Annotated in this window: 13 protein-coding genes; all 13 read right to left on the reverse strand. The window is 66.7% G+C overall.

The window, feature by feature from the left end; all coding sequences use genetic code 11:
• Positions 1 to 98: 98 nt before the first annotated feature.
• The 13 genes from I9P22_RS14375 to I9P22_RS14435 all read right to left on the reverse strand — a co-directional run bounded on the left by I9P22_RS14375 (position 99) and on the right by I9P22_RS14435 (position 11,444).
• Entirely contained in the window at positions 99 to 1,550 is a 1,452-nt protein-coding gene (locus tag I9P22_RS14375; RefSeq protein WP_199260162.1) for an amino acid ABC transporter permease, read from the reverse strand.
• Between the two features lies 1 nt (position 1,551).
• A complete protein-coding gene (locus I9P22_RS14380; protein ID WP_199260163.1) occupies positions 1,552 to 2,805 on the reverse strand; it encodes an amino acid ABC transporter permease in 1,254 nt (417 codons plus the stop codon).
• A gap of 115 nt (positions 2,806 to 2,920) precedes the next feature.
• A complete protein-coding gene (locus tag I9P22_RS14385) occupies positions 2,921 to 3,946 on the reverse strand; it encodes an amino acid ABC transporter substrate-binding protein (protein ID WP_199260164.1) in 1,026 nt (341 codons plus the stop codon).
• A gap of 152 nt (positions 3,947 to 4,098) precedes the next feature.
• Positions 4,099 to 4,809, reverse strand: coding sequence for an ATP12 family chaperone protein (locus I9P22_RS14390; protein ID WP_199260165.1), 711 nt, complete (start codon positions 4,807 to 4,809; stop codon positions 4,099 to 4,101).
• On the reverse strand, positions 4,802 to 5,464 hold the full coding sequence (locus I9P22_RS14395; protein WP_199260166.1) for an HAD-IA family hydrolase: 663 nt from the start codon (positions 5,462 to 5,464) through the stop codon (positions 4,802 to 4,804). Before I9P22_RS14395 ends, I9P22_RS14390 begins: the two co-directional genes overlap by 8 nt.
• On the reverse strand, positions 5,461 to 6,507 hold the full coding sequence (locus tag I9P22_RS14400) for an RluA family pseudouridine synthase (RefSeq protein ID WP_199260167.1): 1,047 nt from the start codon (positions 6,505 to 6,507) through the stop codon (positions 5,461 to 5,463). The genes I9P22_RS14395 and I9P22_RS14400 overlap by 4 nt, the downstream gene beginning before the upstream one ends.
• A complete protein-coding gene (gene crcB, locus I9P22_RS14405) occupies positions 6,504 to 6,878 on the reverse strand; it encodes a fluoride efflux transporter CrcB (protein ID WP_199260168.1) in 375 nt (124 codons plus the stop codon). The genes I9P22_RS14400 and crcB overlap by 4 nt, the downstream gene beginning before the upstream one ends.
• On the reverse strand, positions 6,875 to 8,203 hold the full coding sequence (locus I9P22_RS14410; RefSeq protein WP_199260169.1) for a replication-associated recombination protein A: 1,329 nt from the start codon (positions 8,201 to 8,203) through the stop codon (positions 6,875 to 6,877). The genes crcB and I9P22_RS14410 overlap by 4 nt, the downstream gene beginning before the upstream one ends.
• Positions 8,204 to 8,264: 61 nt before the next feature.
• Positions 8,265 to 8,855, reverse strand: coding sequence for an acyl-homoserine-lactone synthase (locus I9P22_RS14415; RefSeq protein ID WP_199260170.1), 591 nt, complete (start codon positions 8,853 to 8,855; stop codon positions 8,265 to 8,267).
• Between the two features lie 65 nt (positions 8,856 to 8,920).
• Positions 8,921 to 9,532, reverse strand: a complete 612-nt coding sequence (locus tag I9P22_RS14420; protein WP_199260191.1) for an autoinducer binding domain-containing protein — start codon at positions 9,530 to 9,532, stop codon at positions 8,921 to 8,923.
• Between the two features lie 64 nt (positions 9,533 to 9,596).
• Positions 9,597 to 9,785: a hypothetical protein gene (locus I9P22_RS14425; RefSeq protein ID WP_199260171.1), complete on the reverse strand. Its 189-nt coding sequence runs from the start codon at positions 9,783 to 9,785 to the stop codon at positions 9,597 to 9,599.
• A 96-nt stretch (positions 9,786 to 9,881) separates the two neighbouring features.
• Positions 9,882 to 10,304 carry a 50S ribosomal protein L17 gene (rplQ, locus tag I9P22_RS14430; protein WP_199260172.1) on the reverse strand — a complete coding sequence of 141 codons (423 nt, stop codon included), beginning with the start codon at positions 10,302 to 10,304 and terminating at the stop codon, positions 9,882 to 9,884.
• A gap of 123 nt (positions 10,305 to 10,427) precedes the next feature.
• Complete coding sequence (locus tag I9P22_RS14435) at positions 10,428 to 11,444, reverse strand: DNA-directed RNA polymerase subunit alpha (protein ID WP_199260173.1); 1,017 nt, start codon at positions 11,442 to 11,444, stop codon at positions 10,428 to 10,430.
• Positions 11,445 to 11,564 lie beyond the last annotated feature (120 nt).

The following is an 11,564-nucleotide window of genomic DNA, read 5'->3' on the forward strand; positions in this document are numbered from 1 at the left end:
GTGCCGCTTGCGGCAGAAAATCCTTGTCTAGCGCTCGGATACAGGCGATCTTCACCTCAAACGACACGCCACTTGGGGAATGCAGGATGAATTGCTCCTCAGCGATGGTCGCGCTTCAGGCGGCGCTCGAGATACATCGAATAGCGCGACATGCCGAAGCAGAGGATGAAGAAGATCGCGCCGACGAAGATGTAGGGCTCCCAATAGGCGCCCTTCCATTCGAAGCTGGCGCGGATGGTGTCGGCCATGGCCTTCAAGGGGTCGAACAGGCCGACGAAGACCACCAGCGTGGTGTCCTTGAACATGCCGATGAAGGTCGAGACGATGCCGGGAATCGAGATCTTCAGTGCCTGCGGCAGGATGATCAGCCGCTGCGCCTTCCAGTAGTCCAGCCCCAGCGCGTCGGCGGCCTCGTACTGGCCCTTGGGCAGGGCGGCCAGGCCGCCGCGGATCACCTCGGCCATATAGGCGGCGGCGAACAGCGTCACCATGATGATGACCCGCAGGATGATGTCGAAATTCGTGCCCGGCGGCAGGAAGTAGTTGAGCAGCAAGGAAGCCACGAACAGCAGCGTGATCAGCGGCACGCCGCGGATGAACTCGATGAACAGCACCGCCAGCAGCTTGACCACCGGCAGGTCGGAGCGCCGCGCCAGGGCCAGGATCACCCCCAGCGGCAGCGACAGCGCGATGCCCGAGACGCCGATGGTGATGGACAGCACGAAGCCGCCGAACTGGTCCGAAGAGACCGGCACCAGCCGCAGCGGCAGGATGCCGGCCAGCGCCTGCGCCACCGGCTCGGATAGCAGCAGCCACCACAGGACGGCGGCCACCACCGCCGCGGCAAAGGCGAACATGCCGTAGCGCGCCAGCAGCCGCCAGACCAGGAAGGCCAGGACGAAGCCGGCCAGCGCCATCGCCGACATCCACAGCGTGCCGCCCCAGAGCAGCCAAACCGCCGCGAAGGGATAGATGCAGCTGGCCAGCAGCGCCCAGCCCGGCCGGGTCTCGATCAGCGCCGCCCAGGCCGCCATGGCCAGCAGGATGGCCGGCAGCGCCCAGCCGGGGGCGCCGAGCGACAGGGCGATGACCAGGGTCAGCGCCACCGCCAGGCCGATGACGATGCGCCGCGCCATGCGGCTTTCGGAAAACAGCACCGGCGCCAGCGCCAGGAACAGCATGCCGAAGGCCAGCACCGGCCGCCAATACAGCGCGGGCGGGTAGAAGCCGAAGATGAACTGGTTCCAGCGATGCTTGAGCAGGGCGAAGCAGGCGCCGCTTGCCTCGCCGCCCCAGGTCTCGGCGATGATCTTGCGGCATTCGGCCATGCTGCCGGCGTTCCAGACCGAATGCGAGAGCCAGGGGCCGACGGTGCCGACCACCAGCCAGACGATGCCGACGCCCAGCAGCGTCAGCAGGATGTTCAAGGGCCCCGAGAACAGGTTCTCGCGCAGCCATTTGATCGCGCCGCGCTCGGTGACCGGCGGCGGCGCCGGCGGCAGCATGGTGTCGCGGACATAGGCGACGGTCTGGGCGTGGGTCTCGCTCATCTCACCGCTCCTTCAGCTTCACGCGACTGTTGAAGACGTTCATCCCGCCCGAGATCAGCAGGCTGAGCGCCAGGTAGATGCCCATCATCAGCACCATGCATTCCATCTCGCGCCCGGTCTGGTTCAGCGTGGTGCCGCCCAGCGTGCCGCGCAGGTCCATGTAGCCGACCGCGATGGCCAGCGAGCTGTTCTTGGTCAGGTTCAGATATTGCGAGATCAGGGGCGGGATGATGACCCGCAGCGCCTGCGGCAGGATCACCAGCGACATGGTGCGGCGCGGGCGCAGGCCCAGGGCAAAGGCGGCCTCGGTCTGGCCGCGGCTGACCGCCATGATGCCGGCGCGCACGATCTCGGCGATGAAGGCGCCGGTATAGAGGGTCAGCGCCAGCCACAGCACCACGAAGGCGTTGTCCAGGTTGATGCCCTCGGCGAAGTTGAAGCCGCGCAGCACCGGCGGGATCAGGTGCAGGCCGAAATGCCAGGTCAGCAGCAGCAGCGGCACGACAAAGAAGGCCAGGTTGATCCACCAGGTCGTCGGCCGCTTGCCGGTCTGGTCCTGCACGCGCTGCGCCCAGCGGCGCAGCAGGTGCCGGGCAAGGAAGGCGGCGGCGATCACCACCACATAGGCGACCAAGGCCCAGCTGAGCGATTCGCGCCCCAGGGTGATGGTGCCGGGCGGGTTGCTCATCCCCAGCGAGGGGATGGCTGTATAGCGGTTGGTCGGCGCGATCAGGTCGAACAGCACCATGCTGGCGGCCGGGTTCTCGCCGCGATAGGCGTTGGGCGGCGGCATCACCTCGGTGAAGATCGCCAGGCAGACCAGGATCCACAGCAGCAGCGGGATGTTGCGGAAGACCTCGACATAGACGGTCATCAGCCGGGCGATCAGCCAGTTCGAGGACAGGCGCAGCACGCCGACGATCACCCCCAGGACGGTGGCGGCGATGCAGCCCAGCACCGAGACCTGCAAGGTGTTGAGCAGCCCGACGATGGTGGCACGCAGATGCGTGTCGTCGGAATTGTAGGGAATCAGCTGCTGGGGAATGTCATAGCCCGCGCGGCGGAACAGGAAGTCGAAGCTGAAGGTCTTGCCCATGATGGCAAGGTTTCTCAGCGTGTTGTCGATCAGCCAGCTTGCCGCCAGCATGACCAGGATGAACACCACGGCCTGGATGGTCAGCGAGCGGTAGCGCCGGTCGTAGATAAGCATCGACAGGCGGAAAGGCGGTTGATCCACCCCCGGATAGGAAACCATATGTCATACCCCCTGCAGCCGGACTTGCTTGCGGGCCTTGGGCCTCTGGTTGCCGGCCTGTTCGTTCGGGGACGCGCGGGGGTCCGCCCCCCGCGCGCCCGGCTTTCAGCGGCGCTTACCGGAAGGGCATCGCATACATCAGCCCGCCCTGGGTCCATTGCGCGTTCAGGCCGCGCGCCAGCCCGATCGGGGTCTGCTCGCCGATGGTGGCGGCGAAGATCTCGCCATAGTTGCCGCTGGCCTTGATGGCGCGCCTGGCCCATTCGGCATCAAGCCCGATCATCTTGCCCAGGTCGTCGCTGGTGCCCAGCAGGCGCTGCACTTCGGGGTTCTGCGAGGACTTGGCCAGCTCGTCGATATTGGCCGAGGTGACGCCGTATTCCTCGGCGGCGATCAGCGCGTAGAGGGTCCAGCGCGCGATGTCGCCCCAGTTGTTGTCGCCGTGCCGCACCGCCGGCCCCAGCGGCTCCTTCGAGATGATCTCGGGCAGGATGATGTGGTTTTCCGGATCGGCGAAGGCGGCGCGGGTCGCGGCCAGGCCCGAGGCGTCGGTGGTATAGGCGTCGCAGGCGCCGGCCATGTATTGCTGCTCGCCCTCGGCGTTGCTGTCAATGTTGACCGGCTGGTATTCCATGTTGTTGGCCTTGAAGTAGTCGGCCAGGTTCAGCTCGGTCGTGGTGCCGGTCTGGATGCAGATCGTGGCGCCGTTCAGCTCCTTGGCCGAGCTGACGCCCAGGTCCTTGCGGACCATGAAGCCCTGGCCGTCGTAATAGTTCACGCCGACGAAATCCAGCTTGAGATCGGTGTCGCGCTGGAAGGTCCAGGTCGAGTTGCGGGCCAGGATGTCCACCTCGCCCGAGGACAGGGCGGTGAAGCGGGTCTGGCCGGTGGTCGGGACATATTTCACCTTGGCCGGGTCGCCCAGCACCGCCGCCGCCAGGGCCTTGCAGAAGGCGACGTCGAAGCCGGACCAGTTGCCGCTGGCATCGGGCGCCGCAAAGCCGACCAGGCCGGTGTTCACGCCGCAATACAGTTCGCCGCGGGCCTTGACCTCCTTCAGCGTGTCGCCTTCGGCGGCCAGAGCGCCCGTGGCCGCAAGCGCGACCGCCGTCACAGAGCCGAAGAATACGGATTTCTTCATTGATTTCCCCACTGTTGTTCCCGGCTTCGCCAAGGAATGGGCCGATGCGAGGCCCGTTGGCGAGCCCGTTTGAGCAAGGAGCGTTTATGCCCCCATAAGCGGCATTGTGCCGATGGAGACTCCTGCGTCAAGAAAGAAGAAAAACGATCTCCTCAGCCCCGGCTCAGCAGCCAGAAACGCTCAGAATCGCGCATGGCGGCAAGACGCCCTGCCGCGGCCTCGTCCGCCTCTGCGTCGCGGCCCCAGCGTTCCGCCTGAAATTCCTCGTCAATCCGGGACAGCGCATGGGCGGTTTCGGCGTCGATCCGGCCACGGATCACCGCCAGTCCCAGGATCAGCGAGCCGGGCAGAGTCACCAGATCGTGCAGCGCCGTCAGCCCGAAGGGATCCAGCGCCGCGATCTCTGCATGCAGCTTCAGCAGCACGGCCGGATCCTGCGGCACCGGGATGACCCCGTGGGTGATGCGCAGCGGCGCCCGAAGCTCGGTTGCGGCCCAGTCGATCAGCGGATCCCAGCCCTCGGCCTGGGCGCGCACCAGCGCTTCGGGCGCATCGGCGCGATAGGACAGCAGGTCGGTGCCGCCGTAATCGCCCAGCATCCGGGCCACCTCGGCGCATTGCGGCACCACCTTCTCGATGGCGGAATTGGCGGCGCGGGTCAGCGGCATGCGGTTCGGGTCGATCACCTGTTGCTGCGCGTCCCATTCCGCAGCGATGGCCGTGGCCAGCGCCTCGGTCGGCAGGATCAGCGGGCTTTTCCCCGGCGTGCGCAGCGGCCGTTCGTCCAGCACCACCTCCCACCCGTCGCCGGCCCGCCGGGCCGAGGCGGTGGTCCAGAAGCGCCGCGCCTTCCACTCACTCATGTGCCCACTCCAGCAGGGCGCGGGTCAGCGCCGGATAATCAGGGGCGACCAGCCGTGCGCCTGCGGCCTGCAGCTCGGCGGCCGGGCAGAAGCCCCAGCCGACGCCGAAGCCGGCCATATCGGCGGCACAGGCCATTTCCATGTCGAAGGTGGAATCGCCCACCATCACCGCCCGCCCGGCCGCCACGCCGGTTTCGGACAGCGCGCTGTGCAGCATCGCCGGATGCGGCTTCGAGGGATGGCCGTCCGCCGATTGCCGGGTAATGAAGCGGCCGGTCAGCCCATGCGCGTCAAGGATCGCGGCCAGTCCGCGCGCCGGCTTGCCGGTGGCGATGCCCAGCACCACCCCGTCCAGCGCGGCCAGCGTATCAAGGCAGTCCAGCGCGCCGGGATAAAGCGGCGGCAGCGCCCCGGCCGCGCGCGCGGCGATGAAGGATTCGCGATAGCCGGCCACCACGCGCTCGTGCAGATCGGGGCCCGCGCCGGGCAGCAACCGCGCCACCGCCACCGGCAGCGACAGGCCGACGATGGAGAGGATGCGGGCGGGCTCCATCTCGGGCAGGCCGGCGGCGATCATGCCGTGATTCATCGCCCGGGTGATTTCAAGCTGGCTGTCCACCAGCGTCCCGTCGATGTCGAAGATGACCAGTTTCATGCTGTCTCGGCGAAGGGGTCTTCGGGAACGTCGTTTTCCGACCAGCCCAGCGTTTTCCAGGTGCGCGCCATATGCTCGGGCAGGGGCGCGGTGACGGTGATCAGCTTCTTGGTGATCGGATGCTCGAAGCGGATCATGCGCGCGTGCAGGTGCAGCTTGCGGCTGATCTCTCCGCCCAGCTGGGCGCCCCAGCCGTCGCCCAGGTTCTCCTGCCCCGAGCCGCCATATTTGCCGTCGCCGACGATGGGATGGCCGATCTCGGCCATATGGGCGCGCAGCTGGTGGGTGCGCCCGGTCACGGGGACCATGGCGACCCAAGCGACCCGGCCGCCCAGGGCATCCAGCACGGCATAGTCGGTATGGGCGCGCTTGGCGCCCTCGGTCGTCGCGACGTCCGAGGGATGCACGGCGATCATCTTCTCGCCCTCGCCGCCCCGGCCGCGGCCCGGCGCCTTCACCAGCCCGTATTTGATCGAGCCCATGCGCGGATGCGGCACGCCCGCCACGGCGGCCCAGTAGATCTTGCGGGTCAGCCGGTGCCGGAACGCCTCGGACAGCGCGCGGGCGATGCGGTCGGTGCGCGCCAGCAGCAGCACCCCCGACGTGTCCTTGTCCAGCCGGTGCACCAGCTTCGGCCGGTCCTTGTAGCCGAACATCAAGGCCTCGGTCAGCCCGTCCACATGGCGGTCGCCCTGCCCCGAGCCGCCCTGCGAGGGCAGGCCCGGCGGCTTGTTCAGCGCGATGACATGCTCGTCGCGCCACAGCACGCAGGACTGGATCATCTCGGCATCCGACTGCTTGACGCGCGGCTTCGCGGCCGGCGCAGGGGCGGCGCCCTCGGGCAAAGGCGGCACGCGCACCTCCTGCCCGGGCTCGATGCGGGTATTGGCCTTGACCCGGCCGCCGTCGACGCGCAGCTGGCCGGTGCGGCACATCTTTTCCACCGCGCCCTGCGTCAGCTGCGGGAACCGCTTCTTGAGCCAGCGGTCGATGCGCTGCTCGCCCTCGTCCGCGCCGACGCGGATGGTCTGCACGCCGCTCATGCGAAGATCCCCCGGCCGATGGCCAGCCCGGCGGTCACCGCCGCCAGCGACAGCACGACCGAGCCCAGCACATAGCCGAGCGCGGTGGCGGTGGCGCCGCGTTCCCACAGCGTCATGGTGTCCAGCGCGAAGGCGGAGAAGGTGGTGAAGCCGCCCAGCACCCCGGTCAGCAGGAAGGGCGCCAGATGCTGCCCGCCCCGATGCGCCAGCAAGGCAGCCAGCAGCCCCATCGCCAGGCAGCCGCCGATGTTCACGGTCAGCGTGCCCAGCGGAAAGCCCTGCGTCAACCGCCCGGCCAGGATATTGACCCCGTAGCGCGCCGCGGAACCCAAGGCGCCCCCAAGCGCGACCTGAAGGAAAGTGTGTTTCATGCTTTGTCCTCTGTCCGCCGCTTCTGGCGCAGCCCGGCGAACCATTCAACGCGCTTTTTCAGCTCGCGCTCGAATCCGCGCTCGACCGGCAGGTAGAAGACCGGGCGCTTCATGCCGTCGGGGAAATAGTTCTGGCCCGAGAAGGCGTCCTCGGCATCGTGGTCATAGGCATAGCCGGCGCCATAGCCCTGGTCCTTCATCAGCCCGGTCGGCGCGTTCAGGATGTGGGCCGGCGGCATCTGGCTGCCCGACTGGCGCGCGAGCGCCCGCGCGCCCTTGTAGGCGACATAGCCGGCGTTGGATTTCGGCGCGAGCGCCAGATAGATCACCGCCTGCGCCAGCGCGAGCTCGCCCTCGGGACTGCCCAGCCGCTCGTATAACGCCCAGGCATCCAGGCAATGGCGCTGCGCGGCCGGGTCGGCCAAGCCGATATCCTCAACCGCCATGCGGGTGATGCGGCGCGCGAGATAGCGCGGGTCCTCGCCGCCCTCGAGCATGCGGGCGAACCAGTAAAGCGCGGCATCGGGATCACTGCCGCGCACGGATTTGTGCAGGGCCGAAATCAGGTTGTAATGCTCGTCGCCCGACTTGTCGTATTTCGCCGCGCGCCGCATCAGCCGCTGCGACAGCTGCCCCGGGTCGAGCTTGCCGGTCACCTTCCAGGCCATCACCTGCTCGATCAGGTTCAACACCGCGCGGCCGTCGCCGTCGGCCATCTCCAGCAGCCGGTCGCGGGCCTCGGCGGTCAGCGGCAGGGGGCGGGCCAGCTCCTGCTCGGCGCGTTGCGCGAGACGTTCCAGATCGGCAAGGCTCAACCGCTCCAATACGATGACCTGGGCGCGCGACAGCAGCGCGGCGTTCAGCTCGAAACTGGGGTTCTCGGTGGTGGCACCGACCAAGGTGATGGTGCCGTCCTCCATATGCGGCAGGAAACTGTCCTGCTGCGCCTTGTTGAAGCGGTGGATCTCGTCCACGAACAGCAGCGTGCCGCGGCCCTGGCTGCGGCGTAGCCGGGCGGCGTCGAAGACCTTGCGCAGTTCCGGCACCCCGGAAAAGATCGCCGAGATCTGCACGAAGGCCAGCTCCGTCTCCTGCGCGAGCAGCCGGGCAATGGTGGTCTTGCCGACCCCGGGCGGGCCCCAGAGGATCAGCGAGGACAGGCTGCCGGCCGCCAGCATGGCGCCCAGCGGGCCGTCGGGGCCAAGCACCTTGTCCTGGCCGATGACATCGGACAGCCGCGCCGGACGGAGCCGGTCGGCCAAGGGACGCGCGGCGCTGCGCGCGGGTTCGCCCGGGGCGGGTGCTGTGTCGAATAGGTCTGCCATGCGGGCGACATGTTACGCCGCCCGCATCAGCTGCGAAAGGCCCTCCTCCCGGCGGTCCGCATCAGTGCATCTTGGCCGCGAGGTTGATCGAGACGCATTGGAAATAACCGTCGTCGATCCAGACCACCGGGCCCATGGCCTGCGCGTCCAGACCGCAGGGCACCAGCCAGCGCGGCCAGGTCGAGGCGACCAGGCAGACCAGCCGCGAGGCGCCAAGCGCCCGGGCGGAATTGGTCATCTCCTGCACCAGGTTCAGATGCACGCGACGGCGTTCCCGCTGCGGGATAGTGTGATCGACGAACAGCCGGCTGGCCTCCCAGGTGCCGGGCTCGACCGGGGCCGGCTCGTCCAGCAGGTTCTTGGGGATCGAGCCGCCCAGCAGGTCCAGCTGCGCGTCGCGGATCATGTAGGAATACATGCCGCAGCGCGCCGTGGTCGGCGTCAGCCGCACCCCGGCCAGAACCCGGCCGTTTTCATGGATGGCGACCCAGCGGCTCAGCGGCGTGTCGTATTGGTCGAACTCCATGTCCTCGGTCTGGGGCAGGTTCCAGCGCTTCTGGACGATGAAGCTTTGCTTGCGGGCGCGAAAGACGTTCGCGAACAGTTCGCCGTGATTGTGCAGGTTGGCGTAGGAAAGTGTGGTGGTCTGCATGGTCTTCTCCTGGGGTTGGTGTGGTGGTGGCCCCCAGGTGTAAACCGCAACGGTGGACGGACCGTTTATAGCAAGCGGTAATCCTTGGCCCGTTGCAGCGCCTCGGCGGTCGTGCGCGCCATCAGCCTTTCGCGCGCCGAAATGAGACGAGCCTTGAATGCGCTTTCCGTAATACCAAGTTTGGCAGCCGCCGCTGCATGACGATCCCCCTCTGCGATACACCGAAGGGCCTCTTGCTGAGCCTTCGTCAGGCTCTCCGGCGGCTCTGTGATGTCGTGAAGCCGTCGTACCATTGTCGAGATCGATTCGATCTCGTCATCCGTGAATTCCCGTTTGTCATGGGCAAAGCAGCAAATCGTGCGCGACTTGATCGGACCATGCGCCACCGCCAGCCCGTAGCGCAGCCCATGGTCCGCCGCGTCCTGAAGGATCGAGAACGGGTCCGGGATGGGCAGCACGCTCCACCGGCAGGTCCCGGTGGTCGAGAAGCCCCAGGCGATGGTGGGATCGCGCAGGGCATAGGCCCGCTCGGAATAGCGCTGCGCCCATTCCTTGTTGTAGGTCTGGAACTGCATCAACGGTGCAGCGAAACGAATATGCAGCCCGATGAAATAACCCGCCGGGGCGAGTTTCTTCAGCTTGGCGAGTGCTGCGTTGATTTCCGCGCGAGATGACATGACTTTTTGGACAGATTGCGTTTTTCTTTGGTTACCACGAAAAATGGCATGGTTCGCAATGTATTCAAGCAATACCGTGTTTGCGAGCAACGTTTTTCCGCCCTGCCGCAGGGTCAACCTGCCGGCACGTCTTGCCATAGCCGTAGCCAGCCGCAAAAGGCAAGCGCCAGGATGTCGCGGCGATTTCCGTTTGTTTTCCGGTCATCGTGCCGCGGCGCAGGCGGCGAATCATGCCGCGGCGCAGGATACCCATCGCCGGAAGGAATTCCGCCCTGTTGCAAAAAACCCGCAGCCAGGATTTGGCTGCGGGCGTGAACGATCTCTTAACCCTAAGAAAGGGTTAATTTTCTTACGATTCGTCGGCAGCCGATTCGGCTTCCAGCCGGGCGCGGTCAGCGGCGCCCTTGGCGCTGGTGTCGCGGTCGACCAGTTCGATGATCGCCATCGGCGCCATGTCGCCATAGCGGAAGCCGGCCTTCAGGATGCGGACATAGCCGCCCTGACGGTCCTTGTAGCGGGCGCCGAGGACCTCGAACAGCTTGGCGACGTGCTGGTCCTGCTTCAGCTGCGCATCGGCCTGGCGGCGGGCGTGCAGGTCGCCGCGTTTCGCCAGCGTGATCAGCTTCTCGACGATCGGGCGCAGTTCCTTGGCTTTCGGCAGCGTGGTCTTGATCTGCTCGTGCTCGATCAGCGAGCCGGCCATGTTGGCGAACAGCGCCTTGCGGTGTTCGTGGGTGCGGTTCAGGCGGCGGTAGCCACGGGCGTGACGCATGATTGATCTCCTATGACGTCTTTTGCTTTGTCCGGCAGCCCATGCGTGCGGGCCGCTCTCCTTGGGGCGGGATTGCCCGGATTTCCGGGGGCGCGCATCGCGTATGGCGCCCCCGGGTATTCCTTAGAACTGGTCGTCGAAACGCTTGGCCAGGTCCTCGATGTTCTCCGGCGGCCAGTCCACGACATCCATGCCGAGGTGCAGGCCCATGCCCGAGAGCACTTCCTTGATCTCGTTCAGCGACTTGCGGCCGAAGTTCGGGGTGCGCAGCATCTCGGCTTCGGTCTTCTGGATCAGGTCGCCGATATAGACGATGTTGTCGTTCTTCAGGCAGTTCGCCGAACGCACCGACAGTTCCAGCTCGTCGACCTTCTTCAGCAGGCGCGGGTCGAATTCCAGACCGTCCTCGGCATCCGAGCGGGTCGCAGTTTCCGGCTCGTCGAAGTTCACGAACACGGAAAGCTGGTCCTGGATGATGCGCGCGGCATAGGCCACGGCGTCTTCCGGGGTCAGCGAGCCGTCGGTCTCGACCTTCATGGTCAGCTTGTCATAGTCCAGCACCTGCCCTTCGCGGGTGGGCGTGACTTCGTAGCTGACGCGCTTCACCGGCGAGAAGATGGCGTCGATCGGGATCAGGCCGATGGGCGCGTCCTCGGGACGGTTCTTGTCGGCGGCGACATAGCCCTTGCCGTTCGCCACGGTCAGTTCCATGTGCAGCTCGGCGCCGTCGTCCAGGTGGCAGATGACGTGGTCGCGGTTCAGGATGGTGATGCCGGCCGATTCCTGGATGTCGCCGGCCTTGACCTCGCCCGGGCCCTTGGCCGAGAGCGTCAGGCGCTTGGGCGCATCGACGTCCATCTTCAGCGTCACGCCCTTGAGGTTCAGGACGATGTCGGTCACGTCCTCGCGCACGCCGGGGACGGACGAGAATTCGTGCAGCACGTTGTCGATCTGCACCGAGGTGATGGCCGCGCCCTGCAGCGAGGACAGCAGCACCCGGCGCAGGGCGTTGCCCAGCGTCAGGCCGAAGCCGCGCTCGAGCGGTTCCGCGACCACGGTGGCCACGCGGGACGAATCGGCACCCGGCTTGATTTCAAGCTGGGTGGGCTTGATGAGTTCGGCCCAGTTCTTGTGGATCATGCGTTTGCCTCCATACCTGTTCCCGAGCCCATGACCGTGGCCGGAAACGCCCGAGGTGAAATGCGTAAAGCGCGCACCGCACGGGATAACCCCGCGCGGAACGCGTCAAAATCCCGAGGG

The organism is Paracoccus binzhouensis, from assembly GCF_016446475.1.
GTDB classification, from domain to species: Bacteria; Pseudomonadota; Alphaproteobacteria; order Rhodobacterales; family Rhodobacteraceae; genus Paracoccus; species Paracoccus binzhouensis.

Coding starts and splice junctions, on each gene's coding strand:
- I9P22_RS14375 (WP_199260162.1), bottom strand. CDS start 1,550: ATGAGCGAGACCCACGCCCAGACCGTCGCCTATGTCCGCGACACCATG.
- I9P22_RS14380 (WP_199260163.1), bottom strand. CDS start 2,805: ATGGTTTCCTATCCGGGGGTGGATCAACCGCCTTTCCGCCTGTCGATG.
- I9P22_RS14385 (WP_199260164.1), bottom strand. CDS start 3,946: ATGAAGAAATCCGTATTCTTCGGCTCTGTGACGGCGGTCGCGCTTGCG.
- I9P22_RS14390 (WP_199260165.1), bottom strand. CDS start 4,809: ATGAGTGAGTGGAAGGCGCGGCGCTTCTGGACCACCGCCTCGGCCCGG.
- I9P22_RS14395 (WP_199260166.1), bottom strand. CDS start 5,464: ATGAAACTGGTCATCTTCGACATCGACGGGACGCTGGTGGACAGCCAG.
- I9P22_RS14400 (WP_199260167.1), bottom strand. CDS start 6,507: ATGAGCGGCGTGCAGACCATCCGCGTCGGCGCGGACGAGGGCGAGCAG.
- crcB (WP_199260168.1), bottom strand. CDS start 6,878: ATGAAACACACTTTCCTTCAGGTCGCGCTTGGGGGCGCCTTGGGTTCC.
- I9P22_RS14410 (WP_199260169.1), bottom strand. CDS start 8,203: ATGGCAGACCTATTCGACACAGCACCCGCCCCGGGCGAACCCGCGCGC.
- I9P22_RS14415 (WP_199260170.1), bottom strand. CDS start 8,855: ATGCAGACCACCACACTTTCCTACGCCAACCTGCACAATCACGGCGAA.
- I9P22_RS14420 (WP_199260191.1), bottom strand. CDS start 9,532: ATGTCATCTCGCGCGGAAATCAACGCAGCACTCGCCAAGCTGAAGAAA.
- I9P22_RS14425 (WP_199260171.1), bottom strand. CDS start 9,785: ATGGGTATCCTGCGCCGCGGCATGATTCGCCGCCTGCGCCGCGGCACG.
- rplQ (WP_199260172.1), bottom strand. CDS start 10,304: ATGCGTCACGCCCGTGGCTACCGCCGCCTGAACCGCACCCACGAACAC.
- I9P22_RS14435 (WP_199260173.1), bottom strand. CDS start 11,444: ATGATCCACAAGAACTGGGCCGAACTCATCAAGCCCACCCAGCTTGAA.